This window comes from Flavobacterium potami, assembly GCF_020026915.1.
In the GTDB taxonomy this organism is placed as follows: domain Bacteria; phylum Bacteroidota; class Bacteroidia; order Flavobacteriales; family Flavobacteriaceae; genus Flavobacterium; species Flavobacterium potami.
In genome coordinates, this window is the sequence record NZ_JAINUY010000007.1 from 300,879 (window position 1) to 318,208 (window position 17,330).

General features: G+C 34.7%; 13 protein-coding genes. 6 read left to right on the plus strand and 7 right to left on the minus strand.

All coding sequences use genetic code 11. The features are described 5' to 3' along the window. Window positions 1-147 precede the first annotated feature (147 nt). Together K6T82_RS20135 and K6T82_RS20140 are read right to left on the minus strand one after the other, a co-directional pair. Window positions 148-1,920 (minus strand): aromatic amino acid hydroxylase, encoded by a 1,773-nt coding sequence (locus K6T82_RS20135; RefSeq protein ID WP_223709962.1) that lies wholly within the window; start codon window positions 1,918-1,920, stop codon window positions 148-150. Window positions 1,921-2,039: 119 nt separating this feature from the next. Continuing rightward, complete coding sequence (locus K6T82_RS20140) at window positions 2,040-2,450, minus strand: group III truncated hemoglobin (RefSeq protein ID WP_223709964.1); 411 nt, start codon at window positions 2,448-2,450, stop codon at window positions 2,040-2,042. A 382-nt stretch (window positions 2,451-2,832) separates the two neighbouring features. Between K6T82_RS20140 and K6T82_RS20145 the strand changes: the two genes are divergently transcribed. Then, window positions 2,833-5,253, plus strand: coding sequence for an RICIN domain-containing protein (locus K6T82_RS20145; RefSeq protein ID WP_223709966.1), 2,421 nt, complete (start codon window positions 2,833-2,835; stop codon window positions 5,251-5,253). 84 nt (window positions 5,254-5,337) lie between these two features. Here the strand turns inward: K6T82_RS20145 and ilvA are convergent, their stop codons facing one another. The 5 genes from ilvA to K6T82_RS20170 form a co-directional block, all read right to left on the minus strand. Then, window positions 5,338-6,582, minus strand: coding sequence for a threonine ammonia-lyase IlvA (gene ilvA, locus K6T82_RS20150; protein ID WP_223709969.1), 1,245 nt, complete (start codon window positions 6,580-6,582; stop codon window positions 5,338-5,340). A 322-nt stretch (window positions 6,583-6,904) separates the two neighbouring features. Then, the gene (locus tag K6T82_RS20155) at window positions 6,905-7,444 is read right to left on the minus strand and encodes a DUF4136 domain-containing protein (protein WP_223709971.1); all 540 of its coding nucleotides are present in this window, start codon (window positions 7,442-7,444) and stop codon (window positions 6,905-6,907) included. Window positions 7,445-7,477: 33 nt separating this feature from the next. Further along, on the minus strand, window positions 7,478-9,454 hold the full coding sequence (locus K6T82_RS20160) for a urocanate hydratase (RefSeq protein ID WP_223709974.1): 1,977 nt from the start codon (window positions 9,452-9,454) through the stop codon (window positions 7,478-7,480). A gap of 366 nt (window positions 9,455-9,820) precedes the next feature. Continuing rightward, window positions 9,821-10,795, minus strand: a complete 975-nt coding sequence (locus K6T82_RS20165; protein ID WP_223709976.1) for a 2-hydroxyacid dehydrogenase — start codon at window positions 10,793-10,795, stop codon at window positions 9,821-9,823. Between the two features lie 11 nt (window positions 10,796-10,806). Further along, window positions 10,807-10,986 carry a C1orf53 family protein gene (locus K6T82_RS20170; protein WP_095928730.1) on the minus strand — a complete coding sequence of 60 codons (180 nt, stop codon included), beginning with the start codon at window positions 10,984-10,986 and terminating at the stop codon, window positions 10,807-10,809. Window positions 10,987-11,102: 116 nt separating this feature from the next. Here K6T82_RS20170 and K6T82_RS20175 point away from each other — a divergent pair, with 116 nt between their 5' ends. From K6T82_RS20175 to K6T82_RS20195, 5 genes are all read left to right on the plus strand, one after another. Further along, window positions 11,103-11,429, plus strand: a complete 327-nt coding sequence (locus K6T82_RS20175) for a hypothetical protein (RefSeq protein WP_223709978.1) — start codon at window positions 11,103-11,105, stop codon at window positions 11,427-11,429. A gap of 96 nt (window positions 11,430-11,525) precedes the next feature. Further along, the gene (locus tag K6T82_RS20180; protein ID WP_223709981.1) at window positions 11,526-12,434 is read left to right on the plus strand and encodes a 1-aminocyclopropane-1-carboxylate deaminase/D-cysteine desulfhydrase; all 909 of its coding nucleotides are present in this window, start codon (window positions 11,526-11,528) and stop codon (window positions 12,432-12,434) included. Next, the gene (locus K6T82_RS20185; RefSeq protein WP_223709984.1) at window positions 12,427-13,326 is read left to right on the plus strand and encodes a glucosaminidase domain-containing protein; all 900 of its coding nucleotides are present in this window, start codon (window positions 12,427-12,429) and stop codon (window positions 13,324-13,326) included. Before K6T82_RS20180 ends, K6T82_RS20185 begins: the two co-directional genes overlap by 8 nt. Before the next feature lie 59 nt (window positions 13,327-13,385). Continuing rightward, a complete protein-coding gene (gene hemL, locus K6T82_RS20190) occupies window positions 13,386-14,672 on the plus strand; it encodes a glutamate-1-semialdehyde 2,1-aminomutase (RefSeq protein WP_223709986.1) in 1,287 nt (428 codons plus the stop codon). 162 nt (window positions 14,673-14,834) lie between these two features. Beyond that, window positions 14,835-17,309, plus strand: coding sequence for a zinc-dependent metalloprotease (locus K6T82_RS20195; RefSeq protein ID WP_223709988.1), 2,475 nt, complete (start codon window positions 14,835-14,837; stop codon window positions 17,307-17,309). Window positions 17,310-17,330: the final 21 nt, after the last annotated feature.

Sequence of the window (17,330 nt, forward strand, 5' to 3'; positions counted from 1 at the left end):
TGCAATCTTGTCATTTCGAGGAACGAGAAATCACATTCGTAAATCGACAAAGATTGACGATATACTATATTGAATTTCTAGTGTGATTTCTCGTTCCTCGAAATGACAACAGTACTTTGTATTATACAATGTAAAAACCTTCGCGCCTTAGTGCCTTTGTGGCAAATTAGGCAAAGAATTAAAAATCAAATCCAATCCTCCAGCAATTAAATGCGCGATTTCAGGACGTTTTTCTTTCAATTGATCCAAATGAACCAATACTTCTTGTAAAAGTTGTTTTTCGTCAGAATCTTTCAAAAGTTCAGCAATTTCAACGGATAATAACCAGTCGTTTGCGTGATTGTTTTTTAGCTTTTCAAAAACAGATTGTAATTCAGTTTTAGGATTTTTATTATTTCGAATATCACGAACAAGTGCATATAAATGCTCCAGCTCGTCACGTTCTTCTGTATGTTTTGCTTTTATAGTTTTTGTTGAAGGAACGATATTGATTAAATCAAAACTATTGACATCGGCGGGACCAGAAAAAGCAGAAATCACTTTTTTACCAATTGCCATATCATAATTACCCCATTCTGGTTGGAATAAAATTGTTTCGCCATGCGTTACAGTACAATTTTTAAAACTGATTAAAATGATTTCCCCGTGAAGATTTCTTGAACCCGTAATAATTTCTCCTTCAACAATAATATTGCCTTCAAATTCAAGCGTTATTTTTTCTCCTTCAACAATACTGTAAGCTTGTAAGTCCTTCGGACTCATATCTTCAATTGCAAGATTAAATCCTTTCAGTTTCCCGATCGGACTTCCAAATCCGTGTGGATGCGTTAAAGTTCCGTGCCCAACTAATTCTTTTTCGCGATAAGCCAAAGCCGTTTTTCCAGTTGTTTGAATATAAACAGGTTTTCCTTCTTCTTCAATTACATTTGTAAAAACTCCTGAAATCTGTAAACCAGTACTCAATTCAATTGTCCCTAAAGCGTTCGATTGAATAAGCTTTTTAATTCCAGACAAACCTCCAGTTCTCAAAGCCATTTTATTAGCAAACTCTTCCAAAATCAAACTCAAATGAGAAAAAGTTGGCGTAACATAAAGTTGAGGTTGTAACTGTGTAATATCAAAATTCTGATTGGCAGCTGAAATATCATAAGGAATTTTCTTCACATTGTCGGTCATACAATGAGCACTTTCACCAATTGAAGAAAGCAATCCAGCACCATAAATTTTCGGATTCTCAACAGTTCCAATCAAACCATATTCAACAGTCCACCAATGCAGGTTTCTAATTTGAGCCATTTCAGATAGTTCACCCATATCGTTTTGTAAATCGGCAACCGCTTTTTCGGCTTCGTCGATTTTTTCTTGTGGTGTATCTTCGGCTTCTTTCAAAATAGAAAGCAAACGAATTGCTTCATACATTTGATAATCTTTGTGAGATGAAATTGCTTTACATCCAATTTCACCAAAACGTCTCAAATATTCCGCATATTCAGGATTCGCAATAATAGGAGCATGGCCGGCACCTTCATGAATAATATCTGGAGCCGGAGTATATTCAATATGCTCTAATTGTCGAATATCTGAAGCAATAACCAGAACATTGTAAGCCTGAAATTCCATAAAAGCATTTGGGGGAATAAAGCCATCAACGGCAACCGCAGCCCAGCCAATTTCGCTTAGAATTCGGTTCATCCCGTACATACTCGGAATAGAATCAACTTCGATTCCTGTTTTTCTTAAACCCTCCAAATAAGAATGATGTGCTACTTTAGAAAGATAATCTACATTTTTGCGCATCACATATCGCCAAACCGCTTGATTGATAGGAGTGTAATCGCTATAATCTTGAGGTTTAATAAATTGCTGTAAATGCTTCGGCAATCGCTCTAATAACGGATTGGTTTCAATATTTGGATTCATTTCGAAAACGATGTAGATTAGATTGTAAAATTACGAATTTACAGCTCGATTTGGTATCGCTAATCGAAAATTTTTTATTCTAAAGATCCTTTTATTGCATTTTTGTAGATTTTGTACGTCTAAGATTTATTTCCCGAATTTCTTAATTCGTTTTCCGCATTCCTAAAATATTCAATTTTATGACTAAACATAAAAGCCATATTGGTAGCACGCATTTTGGCTTCTTCAGTAATTGGACCTTCAAATTGCGAATCTATCGTGGAGTTAAAAATGGCAATCCAACGGTCAAAATGTGTTTTATCGACTGGTAATTGTTTGTGTGGAGGAAATGGAGTTCCTGAGTATGCGCGAACATCAAACAAAATAGTCTGCCAGAAATTATACATTTTTTGCAAGTGAGGTTCCCAGCGATCTTGAAGTTTGTCATTAAAAATTGGTCCAATCAAATCGTCTTTTCTTACGTTGCCATAAAAGCTGTCAACCATTTGTTTTATGTCTTCTAATGTAGAAATATCTTTTAGAGCTGCCATTTTTTGTAATTTAAAGTAATTGCAAAAATACAATTTATCTTTCTTTGGCTTTCCTGATATTTATCATTAACCCTTTTATTTCCTCATAAAAAGACATTTTGTAAGGAATTGTAGTGGTTTTGTAATTTTTGATGAGTTATTTGGATTTTAACAGGTAAGTTTTTTATGATTTTTTATTTTTTAAAGTATTGATAATTAATTTTTTAAAAAACAAATGGATTAGTTTTTGTTATGCCAAAATTTTGAATTTGATGTGTATTTGTAAAGTATTCAAAATAAGAATATTGCAGAATTACTCATAATATTGTGGTGTTTTAGTAAAATAAAACTGAATAATTGAGAAAAAGAAAAACTAATTATCTAACCACAAAAACCACAAAAGATGCACAAAACTACTCAAAAACCTACAAATCGGGTAAGTAAAGCGTTGAAACTACTTTTTTGTAGTTCGCTTTTATTTATGAACAGCTTAAATGCTCAGACGGTAACTCCTTGGATAACAAGTGGAGATCAATCTAAATTGCTACAACAGCAAGGAACGGTCAATTTCGGAGCCAATTCAGGAACAAATTCTTCGACAGTTACCGTAAATGCAGGAACAACTTATCAAACCATGGATGGCTTTGGTTATACCCTTACCGAAGGAAGCTGTGAGGTGATCTCGGGAATGGCGGCCACTCAACAAAATCAGTTATTGAATGATTTGTACAATCCTACAACAGGTTTAAATGCAAGCGTTGTCCGTATCAGTATTGCTGCTTCAGATTTAAGTAGTTCTTCTTATAGCTATAATGAAACTTCAGGCGATACGAATATGAACAATTTTAGTCTGAATGGACCTGATTTGACTTATTTAATTCCAATCATTAAAAAGATCCAGCAGATTAATCCAAATATCAAAATCTTGGCAACACCATGGTCAGCACCACGCTGGATGAAAACCAATGGTTCTTGGGTTGGAGGTTCACTTCAAACACAATATTATGCGGCTTACGCAAAATATTTTATCAAGTATTTTGATGCTATGAAAGCACAAGGTATTAATATTTGGGCAATTACACCACAAAATGAACCAGAAAATCCAAATAATGAACCAAGTATGTTGATGAATTCAACAGAACAAAAGAATTTTATTAATCAGCAGCTTGGTCCACAAATGGCAGCGGCCGGATATGGAAATGTGAAAATCATCGCTTTTGATCATAACTGTGATAATCCAAATTATCCAATAGATGTTTTAAATAATAGTTCTTACGTTGATGGTGCGGCATTTCACTTGTATTTGGGAAACATTTCAAATATGTCAGTAGTAAAAACTCAAACAGGAAAAAATGTATATTTTACGGAACAATATACGGGTGCAGGAGGAAATTTTGGAGGTGATTTTGGCTGGCATATGCAAAATGTAGTAATCGGAAGTACAACAAACTGGTCAAAAACAGTTTTAGAATGGAATGCTGCCAATAATTCAAGTTATGGACCACGTACTCCTGGCGGATGTACTACTTGTTTGGGAGCCATTACGGTTAATAACAGCACAAGTTACACGAGAAATGTAGCTTATTATATTATTGGGCAAGTTTCAAAATTTGTAAAACCAGGAGCAGTAAGAATAGCTTCTTCAAGTACAAACGGCAGTATTTCTTCTGTTGCATTCAAAAATCCTGATGGTTCTACGGCTCTTGTTGTTTATAATTCTGGATCGTCAAATACAATAAAAGTGGTTTCTGGTTCTTCGGCATTTAATTATACAGTTCCGGCATCTTCTGCGGTGACATTTAATTGGGGAGCATCAAATCCAGTTGCAGTTACAGGAGTTAGTGTTAGTCCTACTTCTTCAACAATTACAGCTGGACAAACTCAGCAATTAACGGCGACCGTTTCTCCAAATAATGCTACTAATACTGCTGTAAATTGGAGCTCAAGTAATACTTCTGTAGCAACGGTAAGCTCAAACGGATTGGTTACAGCGGTTTCTGCAGGAAATGCTACAATTACAGTTACAACTGTTGATGGAGCGAAAACTGCAACAAGTGCAATAACCGTAACAGCTGCAACAACTGGTTTTCCGGGATATTATAATATTATTTCAAGAAACAGTAACAAAGGTTTAGACGTTGCCGATAATTCTACCACGAGTGGAGGACGCATTCAGCAGTATGATATAACAAATGGAGGCGGAAATAATCAGCGTTGGAAATTTGTTTCTGCTGGAAATGGCAATTATTACATTATAGTAAAATCAACAGGAATGTATTTGGCTGTTGAAAATAACGGAACAGGAGACGGACTAAAAGTGCAACAAAAGTCTTTTTCAACCTCAAACGAATTTAAATGGACCATTACAAGTCTTGGCTCTGGATATTATAAAGTGATAAATGTAAACAGTGGAAAATCACTTGACGTAGAAGGTGTTTCTACAGCAAACGGAGCCAATATTCAGGTTTGGGCATACACAGGTGGACTTAATCAACAATGGCAATTTGTTCAGGTTGAAAGTTCTACAACTACCGCAAAAAGCACTTTGGCAGTGCAAGAAATTCCAGTTGAGAATGCGAGTTCAAACGATATGACCATTTTTGTTGATCAGACCAACAATCATTTGAAAATTGAGACCAATCGTGAAGGAAGTTCTGATGTTCAGATATTTAATGTAACGGGACAGCCGGTTTTAAAAAAGAATGTAAATTTTGTAAAAGGCAATCAGTCGGAAATAGAGATTTCCAAACTGCCGAAAGGAATTTATATTGTAAAAGTAAATGATAGTCAGGGTTCTTATTCCAAAAAGATAATAAAACAATAAATAAATGTCAGATTCAAATTAGTAATTTTTTATTGGATTTTAAAAGGCTGTCATTCCATCTGACAGCCTTTTTGTTTTTATCGATTAACCTATAAGTTGTGTAAACAAATCCTGATTATCATTTAAATATTGAAACTCAAATCCATTTTCTGTCATTTTTAATTTGATTGGCATAATGTCATTTTTGTTTTTCAATTCTAAACCTACTACTACAGAACCTACTTCGCGACTGTTTTTCTTTGCAAATTGAAAATAGGTAATGTCATCGTCTGGACCTAAAATATTATTTACAAATTCTTTTAAAGCTCCGGGGCGCTGTGGAAACTGAATCATAAAATAATGCATCAAACCTTCATAAAGCAGTGAGCGTTCTTTGATTTCAGCAGTTCTTTCAATATCATTATTACTTCCGCTTACAATGCAAACTACATTTTTTCCTTTTATTTTTTCCTTGTAAAAATCCAAAGCAGCAATTGTTAAAGCACCTGCTGGTTCAACTACCATTGCTTCTTCATTATACAAACGTAAAATTGTTGTACATACTTTTCCTTCGGGAACCAGAATAATATCTTCTAAATTATAACGGCAGATTTCGAAAGTTTTATTGCCAACTTGTTTTACAGCTGCGCCATCCACAAATTTGTCAATTGTTTTCAAGGCTGTATTCTGATTTTCTTCAATCGAAGTTTTCATTGAAGGAGCACCTTTAGGCTCAACACCAATGATTTTGGTTGTTGGACTTAAGTGTTTAAAAACTTCAGACAATCCCGAAGCCAATCCGCCGCCGCCAATTGGAACAAAAACATAATCAATAGGTTCTTTAAAACTTTCCAGAATTTCTAAACCAACAGTTCCTTGTCCGGCAATTACTTTTTCATCATCAAAAGGATGAATAAAGGTTTTATGATTTTTAATGGCATCTGCCGTTGCAGATGCATAAGCATCATCAAAAGTATCTCCAGTTAAAACAATTTCTACAAACGATTTTCCGAATAACTGAACTTGCTTTACTTTTTGTTTTGGCGTGGTTTTGGGCATGTAAATTTTTCCATTAATCTTCAGAAGATTACAAGAATAAGCGACACCTTGCGCATGATTTCCTGCACTGGCACAGACAATTCCGTTTGTTTTTTCTTTTTCGTTTAACGAAGAAATCTTATTATATGCGCCTCGAATTTTATACGAACGAACAATTTGTAAATCTTCTCTTTTTAATAAAATAGTAGATTCAAATTCGTCTGAAAGATTAAGGTTTTGAGTTAAAGGCGTAGCCGCAACTACATCTTCTAATTGCTTTTTTGCGTTAAGTACTTCGTTAAATAGATCCATCGTTTTTAGTTTTTTTGCCACGAATTACACGAATTAGCACTAATTTTTAAAGAAATTAATTCGTGTAATTTTGTGCAATTCGTGGCAATATTAAAAAATAAAAAACCTCCCAATTGGGAGGTTTCTATATATTATATTTGATATACTTATATAACACCTCGCCATTATTGCTGAATTGCAATAATGCTAATAATAGCGATAATAATGTTATTAAAGTTTTTCATTTTTTAGCTGAATGAATAGCAAATGTAATTAATTATTTAAAAAGAATTCAATAACTGGTTTCAGTTTTTTTGTGGAAACTGAAAACCGAGACTGAAAACTATTTTTTAACAGGCGGATATTGCGCTAAAATTTTGTTTACGAACTCCGCTATTTTCTGATCCTTTTTATCGATATTTCTAGTCAAAGTTCCCTGACCTTCACCTTGCCAAATCATTTCTTTCTTTTTAGCATCAATCAAATCGATGTATAGAGTTCCTTCAGTCGAAGTCGAAACAGTAGTTTGGTTTCCTCCGTACATCATCCACGGATTCCAACCCCAGCCCCAGCCGTAACCCCATCCGGCACTAAATTGGTTTACATTTACTTGTTCTCTAGATTTGGTAAAAATATTTACCAACAAATCAGGATTCTCACTTTTAGTAAGACCTTTGGCTTGCATTTCAGCATCGATTGCTTTCAGAATACGTCTTTTATCCAAATCAGAAATTTCCACTTTATCAATTCCTGGCTTAAAGAAAGCGTAAGTTTTGTAAGGCGCAAAATCGACAGTTTTGTCGTAGTCAGAATATACAGTAACAGTGCTGCATGAGCTAAGAATTAACAGCAGCAAAATCGGAACTAATTTGAATGTTTTCATATTATTGGAAATTTAATGTTCTCATTTTATTGTTTAAAGCAAACCTTCATCTACAAAATTAGGCAAAGTTACTTTTAGTAAAGGCTCAACTTCCATTGCTCTTTTTATGGCAAAAACAGCACCTTCATTTCGGGCCCAGCTTCTTCTTGAAATTCCGTTGTTAACATCCCAGAAAAGCATTGATGCTAAACGCTTTGAAGCTTCAGTAGAACCATCAAGAACCATACCAAATCCGCCATTTATAACCTCTCCCCAGCCAACTCCGCCACCGTTATGGATTGAAACCCAAGTTGCTCCTCTAAAACTATCTCCAATTACGTTATGAATCGCCATATCGGCTGTAAAGCGAGATCCGTCATAAATATTTGAAGTTTCTCTGTATGGCGAATCGGTTCCAGAAACGTCATGATGATCGCGTCCTAAAACCACAGCGCCAATTTCGCCTTTTGCAATCGCCTGATTAAAAGCTTCTGCAATTTTGATTCTTCCCTCTGCATCAGCATACAAAATACGAGCTTGTGAGCCTACAACCAGTTTGTTTTCTTGCGCGCCTTTGATCCATTTAATGTTGTCCTGCATTTGTTGCTGAATTTCATTTGGAGCAGTTTCGGCCATTTTTTCTAAAACTTCGCAAGCAATTGCATCCGTTTTTAATAAATCTTCCGGTTTTCCAGAAGTACAAACCCAACGGAAAGGCCCAAATCCATAATCGAAACACATTGGTCCCATAATATCCTGAACATAACTCGGATATTTAAAATCAATATTATTCTCTGCCATAACATCAGCTCCTGCGCGAGAAGCTTCTAATAAAAAAGCATTTCCATAATCGAAAAAGTACGTTCCTTTTGTAGTATGTTTGTTGATAGCATCTGCATGACGACGTAAACTTTCCTGAACTTTTTCTTTAAATAAATCCGGATTTTCAGCCATCATTTTATTAGCCTCTTCAAACGAAATCCCAACCGGATAATAACCTCCAGCCCAAGGATTATGAAGCGAAGTCTGATCTGAACCTAAATCAATTTTGATATTTTCCTGATCGAAACGTTCCCAAACATCAACCACATTTCCTAAATAAGCAATCGAAACGGTTTCTTTTTTTGCTTTCGCCGAAGCGACTCTCGCAACCAATTCGTCAGTAGAAGTTACCACTTCATTAATCCATCCTTGTTCGTGACGGATTTTAGTAATCTTCGGATTTACTTCGGCGCAGACAGTAATACAACCCGCGATATTTCCGGCTTTTGGCTGTGCACCTGACATTCCGCCCAATCCAGAAGTTACGAATAAATTGCCTTCTGGATTTTGTTTTATTTTTCGGAAACCGTTTAAAACCGTAATCGTAGTTCCGTGTACAATTCCCTGCGGACCAATATACATATAACTTCCTGCCGTCATTTGTCCGTATTGCGAAACTCCAAGAGCATTCATTTTTTCCCAATCGTCAGGTTTAGAATAATTTGGGATTACCATTCCGTTTGTAACCACAACTCTTGGCGCTTCTTTATGAGAAGGAAATAATCCCATTGGATGTCCAGAATACATAGTTAAAGTCTGCTCATCTGTCATTTCAGACAAATATTGCATCGTTAATAAATATTGCGCCCAGTTTTGAAAAACTGCTCCGTTTCCGCCATACGTAATCAATTCATGTGGGTGTTGCGCTACAGCATAATCCAGATTGTTCTGAATCATGTGCATAATCGCTTTTGCCTGCAATGATTTTCCTGGATATTCGTCAATTGGTCTTGCGTACATTTTATAATCCGGACGAAGACGATACATATAAATTCGGCCGTAAGTTTCTAATTCTTCTGAAAATTCAGGAAGTAACTCGGCGTGGTGTTTTGGATTAAAATAACGCAAAGCATTTTTCAACGCCAGCTTTTTTTCTTCTGCCGAAAGAATTTCTTTTCGTTTCGGAGCATGATTAATAGCCGGATCGTAAGCCTGCTTTTGAGGTAATATAGAAGGTATTCCTTGTTGTATTTGTTCTTTGAAAGTCATTTTTTTTAAGATACTAAGTTGCTGAGCTTCTAAGTTGCTAAGATATTTTAGCAAGATGAATATCAGATTAATTTTTTGTTTTTTTAATATGTCGCCCCGATGGGGCTTTAACATGACAGATTGCTAATTAATCCTATAAATATGTCGCTCCTAACGGAGCTGAAAAAAAATAGTAAATCCAGATGCAAAGACTTGGAAAGTTCTATATATATTTTGCTCCTAATGGAGCTGATAAATTCGTTAAACCCAAATGTAAAGCCTTGGAAAGGCGAAATATTTATAGAAAATCATAATCACCCACAAAAAGCTCCAGCGGAGCGAAATAAATTGGTAATTATCTAATTTTCAAATTGTCACATTATCTCATTAATTATAAACCTCTTCATTAACACAAAACGGCATTTTCTTATCTTCAAAAAGTGCGATGATATTTTGTGCAGCGCAAACCGCCATTCCGTTTCGGGCTTCGTAAGTTGCTGAACCAATATGTGGTAAAACACAACAGTTTGGAAGGGACAATAACGGATTATCAGATTTCATAGGTTCTGGATTTGTAACATCCAATCCAGCACCCCAGATTATATTATTCGTTAAAGCGTGAAATAAATCATCTTCATTTTGAAATTTCCCTCTTGCCGTATTAATGAAAATCGCATTAGATTTCATTTTTGCAAAAGTAGTTGCATTGAAAATTTCGTTGTTTTCTTCACTGTAATTAGAATGAATACTCAAAACATCACTTTCTGTAAGTAAGGTTTCAAAATCTACATATTTAGCATCTAGTTCTTTTTCGGCTTCTTTATTATGAGAACGATTGTGGTAAATAATGTTCATTCCGAATGCAGCTTTGCATTTTTTAGCCATTTCAAAACCAATTCTTCCCAAACCAAAAATCCCAAGAGTTTTACCGTAAAGTTCTTGACCTAAATTGGCTAACGGATCAAAACTTCCCCAATTATCATTTAGAATTCTTTTGTGATTAAAAAATGATTTTCTGGCTACGCTTTGCATCAATAAAAAAGCAATATCAGACGTAGCTCTGCTCAAAACGTCGGGTGTATTTCCAACAGGAATTTTTCTACTATTTGCTGACGGAATATTTACAGCATCAAATCCGACAGAAAATAAAGCGATGCCTTTTAAATTCGGACATTGCTCAAAAAAATCTTCGTCTAATTTATTTGTTCCAACATTTAGCAGCGCATCATGTTCTTGACAGATTTTTATAAACTCTTCTCTCGATAAAACATTCTTTGTTGGATTTATCGTAAGGCTGATTTCTTTTTCCTGAAGCAGTTTAATGCCGATTTCGGGTATATTTTTATTGATAAAAACCTTCATTGTTTGGTATTCTAATTTTTATTTATTCTTCCTGTTTTTTTATCATATCCGTATGGACAATGGCGACAACCGCTTTTGCAGCAATAACCACGTTTCAAATGATGTTTTTCAGTAAAGCATTTGTAACCTTCGGGCGTATAATAAAAATCTTCGCCTTCGATTAATTTATTTTCATTACTTTGCTCTTTCATAAATCTGTTTCGGGTTCAATTTCTAGTGAACTTAAAATCAAAAATAAAAATATTTGATTATGATTTTATTGAAATCGAACAATTTTATAGCTACAAATTTATAAATTTTACAGCCAATGTTTCTGATTGTTGCTAAATATTTAATTCCGAAAGGGTATCGTGGAATGACATTATTTCCTTTTGTTTTAGTTAAATATGATTTTGATAAAGGAAACAAAGTTTTCGTCAATCACGAAAAAATACATTTAAGACAACAACTAGAAATGTTAGTTTTTCCGTTCTATATTTGGTATGTTTTAGAATTTTTTATTCGTTTAATTCAATACAAAAACAAAGATTTGGCGTATCGAAATATTAGTTTTGAAAGAGAAGCTTATACCAAAGAAACCGATTTGAATTACCTGAAAAAACGATCTTTTTTTCGATTTCTGCATTATTTGTAGCTTTAGGGGCTAAGCAATAGGCTTTAAGCTTTACAATATTAAGATGTGAATTATCACTTTTGACTTTCGACTTTCCAACTTTCGACTTAAATTAAAATGAATCCAGTTTTTAATCAATTCCTAAATATTCAATTTCCAAATGATATTTCGATGACAATTAAGCGTGAAGATTTAATTCACCCTTTTGTTTCAGGAAATAAATTCAGAAAACTGAAATACAATTTGCTTCAAGCAAAAGCCGAAAACAAAACCACTTTGCTGACTTTTGGCGGAGCGTTCTCCAATCATATTGCAGCGGTTGCTTATGCAGGAAAAGAGAAAGGTTTTAAAACGATAGGCATCATTCGCGGAGACGAACTTTTAGATAAAATCGAAGAGAATCCAACTTTGAAATTTGCTCAAGAAAACGGAATGCAATTCGAGTTTGTTTCGAGGGAAGAGTATCGTTTAAAAAGTGAAGCTTCTTTTATAGAAAAGTTAAAAGATAAGTTTGGTGATTTTTATCTGGTTCCAGAAGGTGGTACAAACGAATTGGCTGTAAAAGGATGTGAAGAGATTTTGACAAATGAAGATTCTAGTTTTAATTACGTTTGTTGTGCTGTTGGAACGGGCGGTACAATTTCCGGATTAATAAATAGTGCATTACCAAATCAGAAAATTTTGGGATTTCCAGCGTTAAAAGGTGACTTTTTAACCGATGAAATTCGTATTTTTGCCAAAAAAGATAACTGGAATTTAATTTCTGACTATCATTTTGGAGGTTATGGCAAGATAAATTTAGAATTAATCGAATTTATAAATGCTTTTTTTGAAGAAAATAAAGTGCCCTTGGATCCAATTTATACAGGAAAGATGGTTTTTGGCGTTATAGATTTAATCCACAAAAATTATTTTCCTGCACATTCAAAAATTTTACTCATTCACACAGGTGGATTGCAAGGAATTGACGGAATGAATATAAAGTTGAAGCAGAAGAAATTACCAATACTCAAAACCAATGATTAAAAAAATTGTATTACTTCTCGTAATATTAGCTTTAGCAAGCTGCTCTTCTAGTAAGCCTGCCATCGCGACGACTAAAAAAGCGGCAGCAATTCAAACCAGAACAGCTTCAACAAAAAGAGGCGCTCCTGTAAAACCAATCGGAAAAAATTATCCTTCTACAAATAATACAACTGAGGTTATCCAGTCTACATCAAAAACAGTTGTTACCAGCGATTTAATTAACAATTATGTATTGCAGTACAAAGAGATTGCAATGGGCAACATGAAAACGTACGGAATTCCGGCAAGTATTATTTTAGCACAAGGAATTTTAGAATCGGGTGCGGGTAGAGGAGATTTGGCTGTTGATGCTAATAATCATTTTGGAATAAAATGTCATAATGATTGGTTGGGAGAAAGTGTTCGTCATGACGATGACTCAGCTCAGGAATGTTTTAGAAAATATCCTCAGGCATCAGAATCGTATAGAGATCACGCTTTGTTTTTGGTTGGAAAAAAGAGATATGCGACCTTGTTTACTTACGAAAAAGACGATTACAAATCTTGGGCAAAGGGTTTAAGAGCAGCAGGTTATGCAACAGATCCTAAATATCCAGACAAATTAATCAGTTATATTGAGCGTTACAATTTGCATCAATACGATTGCCAGGTTACAGGAAGGAACTACGTGCCAATTAATACTTCGGCACCAACAAGAAGTTCATCTTCAGTTGCAAATTCTGATCCGAAGATAAATATGAATACGTATGATCAAAATGCATATGAAGTTCAAAAAGGAGATACATTATATTCTATTTCAAAAAAATTCAATTTATTGGTGGAAGATTTAAAGAAGAAAAATAATCTAACAGATAATACGATTTCAATCGGGCAGAGGTTGAAGGTGAAATAATTATCAATTGATAATTGACAATTAATAATTAACAATTATCAAGAAATCTAAAATAAAAAATGTTATATAAAAGAAGTAGTCAGCTTTTTGCTGAAGCAGAAAAAGTAATTCCGGGAGGAGTAAATTCACCAGTTAGAGCATTTAAAGCCGTTGGAGGAACTCCGATTTTTGTAAAAAGTGCTAAAGGTGCTTATTTGTATGATGAAGACGGAAACAAATTAATCGATTATATCAACTCTTGGGGACCAATGGTTTTAGGTCATGCGTATCAGCCAGTTGTTGATGCCGTTGTTGAAAAAGCAAAACTAGGAACTTCATTTGGAATGCCAACAGAATTGGAAACAGAAATTGCAGCTTTGGCGGTTTCTATGGTTCCAAATATTGATAAAATTCGTTTTGTAAATTCAGGTACAGAAGCTTGTATGAGCGCGATTCGTCTAGCTCGCGGATTTACAAAAAGAGATAAAATTGTAAAATTTGCTGGTTGTTACCACGGACATTCAGATTCATTTTTGATTCAAGCAGGAAGTGGAGCTGTAACTTTTGGCTCGCCAAATAGCCCAGGTGTTACAGAAGGAACTGCAAAAGATACTTTGTTAGCCAAATACAATGATTTAGAAAATGTAAAAACATTGGTAGAAGCTAATAAGGGAGAAATTGCTGCGATTATTATTGAAGCCGTTGCAGGAAATATGGGATGTATTGTTCCTAAAGAAGGATTCTTGCAAGGTTTAAGAGATTTGTGTACTGCAAACGGAATCTTATTGATTTTTGATGAGGTAATGACAGGTTTCCGTTTGGCTCGTGGTGGAGTTCAAGAATTATATGGTATTGATGCTGATATCGTAACTTTCGGGAAAGTTATTGGTGGAGGATTGCCTGTTGGAGCTTTCGCTGCACGCGAAGAAATCATGAATCATTTAGCGCCTCTTGGACCAGTTTACCAAGCAGGAACATTATCTGGAAATCCGTTGGCAATGGCGGCTGGTTTGGCAATGTTGAAAGCACTTGATTCTGATAGAGAAATTTTTACTCGTTTAGAAGAAAAAACAGCTTATTTAGAAGCAGGAATCGACAGAGTTTTAAAAGCGAATAATGTTGTTTTTACCATCAATAGAGTAGGTTCTATGATTTCGGTTCACTTTGATGCAGATCCAGTTACCGATTTTCAAACGGCTGCAAAAGGTGATAACGAAACATTCAAAAAATTCTTCCACGGATTATTGCAAGAAGGAGTTTACATCGCGCCATCTGCATACGAAACGTGGTTCATTACAGATGCATTGACTTACGAAGATTTAGATTTTACAATCAATGCAATTGATAAAGTTTCCAAATCATTCTAAAAAGAATATAGTTAAAAATACTCAAGGCTCAATTTTTATTAATTGAGCCTTTTTTATCAATGATTTTAAAAAGTTAATAAAAAGTTAATACGGGAATATTTTTCTAGTTTATTATCAGAAAAATTATTTTTGTTTGACAAATAACCATAAAACCTACCTTAAATGAAGAAATTTTTCATTTTTTCTGCATTAACTGCAATTGCATTATTTCCCACAAACCAATTTGCTCAGAATAAGAAGAAAAAAGACCAGAAAGAAGCTGTTGCACCTGTGCAGGAAAAGAAACCCGAAACTTCTATTAAAGATTACAATAAAGTCATTACAAAAGAAGCTATTTCTGATGAAGGACTTTTTACTGTTCACAAAGTAGATAAAAAATATTATTTCGAAATTCCGAATAAGTATTTAAATAAAGACATGCTTTTGGTTAGCAGGTTATCAAAATTACCTTCAAATTTAGGAGGCGGTTATGTAAATGCTGGCTCTGAAACCAACGAACAACTGATTGTATGGCAGCGTTTTCAAGATAAAATTCTTATCAAATCAAAATCGTATAATGCTGTTGCAAACGATTCTTTACCCATTAGTATTTCGGTAAAAGCTAATAATTATGAGCCCACTTTATTTGCATTTGATATTGTAGCATTCAGTAAAGATTCGGCAAATACTGTTATCGATGTTACTAAATTTTACAGTACAGATGTAAAAGCAATTAGCGGGATCTCTCCAGAAATGCGTGAAACTTACAAAGTAAAAGGGTTAGACGATTCGAGAAGTTTCATCAATACAATGAAAAGTTTTCCGATGAATATCGAAGTAATTCAGGATTTGACTTATAATGCTTCTAAGCCTTCTATGTTAGAAGAATCAGAATCTATCAGCATTCAAATGAATCAGTCTATGATTTTATTGCCTGAAATTCCAATGAAACCAAGATTGGCAGATCCGCGTGTAGGATGGTTTACGATAAGTCAGTACGATTATGGAAGTAACGAACTAAAATCAGATCTTAAAACTTACATCAGACGTTGGAGATTAGAGCCAAAAGATCCGGAAGCGTATAATAGAGGAGAATTGGTTGAACCAATCAAACCGATCGTATATTATTTGGACCCAGCGACTCCTGAAAAATTGAAAAAATATATCAAACAAGGAATTGAAGAATGGCAGAAACCTTTTGAAACAGCAGGATTTAAAAATGCCATTATTGCAAAAGATGCTCCAACAAAAGAAGAAGATCCAGATTTTAGTCCAGAAGATGTACGTTATTCTGTAATTCGTTATGTTGCAAGTACAACTCGAAATGCAGTTGGACCAAGTGTTTCAGATCCTAGAACGGGAGAAATTATAGAAAGCGACGTAATTTGGTATCACAATCATTTACGCTCTTACAGAAACAGATATTTATTAGAAACCGGAGCAGCAAATCCGTCAGCAAGAACCTTACAGACCAGCGATGAAGAAATGGGAGAAATGATGCGAATGGTTATTGCGCATGAAGTCGGACATGCATTAGGATTTCCACATAATATGGGAGCTAGCTGTTCTTATGATGTAGAAAGTTACAGAAACGGTGCTTTTACACAAGAAAACGGAATTTCTGCAAGTATTATGGATTATGCCCGATTCAATTATATTGCACAACCTGGTGATCAAAATATTCGTTTTATTAGAAAAATGGGAGCTTATGATCATTATGCTCTGAATTGGGGTTACAGAGTAATTCCGACCGCTAAATCTCCCGAAGCAGAAACACCAACATTAGACAAGTGGATTTTAGAAAAAGCAGGAAATCCGATATATAAATTTGGAAAACAGAGCAGTACTTTTGATCCGAGTTCTCAAACGGAAGACATCGGAAATAACTCGATGAAAGCAAGTTCGTACGGACTTAAAAATCTGGAATATGTTGCAAGCCATTTAAGTGAATGGACCAGTACAGCGACTAATGACTATGAAGATTTAAATGAATTATACAAAGAGTTATTGGATTGTTGGAGCCGTTATGTTGGGCATGTTGTAACCAATGTTGGTGGGGTTTATGAAAATACTAAAAAGCCAAATCAGAAAGGGAATGTTTATGAAGTCGTTCCAAAAGCAAAACAAATTGAAGCGATGAACTGGCTTCAAAAAAATGCATTTGAATCGCCAACTTGGATTGTTAACACCAAAACATTACAGAATACGGAGTTTGCTGGTTACACAGAAAAGTTTAGAAACTTACAGGTTAGACAGTTGAATAATCTACTGACTTTAGGAAGAATAGGTCGATTAATGGATAACGAAATTTTGAGCGGTGATAACTACAAAGCTTTGGATTTCTTTAAAGATGTTCGTAAAGGGATTTGGAAGGAAGCAAGTACAGCGGGAAATGTAACGGTTTACAGAAGAAATCTTCAAAGAGCCTATATTGACAGAATGGGATATTTGATGACAGAAGAAATTAAACCAACGGATCGCTCCACAACTTACTACAACGTCTCTCAGTCAGATTTAAGAGCTTTGGTTAGAGGAGAACTAACTGCATTGCGCAAAGCATTGGTTGTTGCGAAAGCAGGAGGAAGTAATACCGAGACCAAATACCATTATGAAGATTGTATTAAAAGGATTGATTTGATTTTAAATCCGATTAAATAATAAAACAAAAAAGAGGCTTAA

Coding starts and splice junctions, on each gene's coding strand:
- K6T82_RS20135 (WP_223709962.1), bottom strand. CDS start 1,920: ATGAATCCAAATATTGAAACCAATCCGTTATTAGAGCGATTGCCGAAG.
- K6T82_RS20140 (WP_223709964.1), bottom strand. CDS start 2,450: ATGGCAGCTCTAAAAGATATTTCTACATTAGAAGACATAAAACAAATG.
- K6T82_RS20145 (WP_223709966.1), top strand. CDS start 2,833: ATGCACAAAACTACTCAAAAACCTACAAATCGGGTAAGTAAAGCGTTG.
- ilvA (WP_223709969.1), bottom strand. CDS start 6,582: ATGGATCTATTTAACGAAGTACTTAACGCAAAAAAGCAATTAGAAGAT.
- K6T82_RS20155 (WP_223709971.1), bottom strand. CDS start 7,444: ATGAAAACATTCAAATTAGTTCCGATTTTGCTGCTGTTAATTCTTAGC.
- K6T82_RS20160 (WP_223709974.1), bottom strand. CDS start 9,454: ATGACTTTCAAAGAACAAATACAACAAGGAATACCTTCTATATTACCT.
- K6T82_RS20165 (WP_223709976.1), bottom strand. CDS start 10,795: ATGAAGGTTTTTATCAATAAAAATATACCCGAAATCGGCATTAAACTG.
- K6T82_RS20170 (WP_095928730.1), bottom strand. CDS start 10,986: ATGAAAGAGCAAAGTAATGAAAATAAATTAATCGAAGGCGAAGATTTT.
- K6T82_RS20175 (WP_223709978.1), top strand. CDS start 11,103: ATGTTTCTGATTGTTGCTAAATATTTAATTCCGAAAGGGTATCGTGGA.
- K6T82_RS20180 (WP_223709981.1), top strand. CDS start 11,526: ATGAATCCAGTTTTTAATCAATTCCTAAATATTCAATTTCCAAATGAT.
- K6T82_RS20185 (WP_223709984.1), top strand. CDS start 12,427: ATGATTAAAAAAATTGTATTACTTCTCGTAATATTAGCTTTAGCAAGC.
- hemL (WP_223709986.1), top strand. CDS start 13,386: ATGTTATATAAAAGAAGTAGTCAGCTTTTTGCTGAAGCAGAAAAAGTA.
- K6T82_RS20195 (WP_223709988.1), top strand. CDS start 14,835: ATGAAGAAATTTTTCATTTTTTCTGCATTAACTGCAATTGCATTATTT.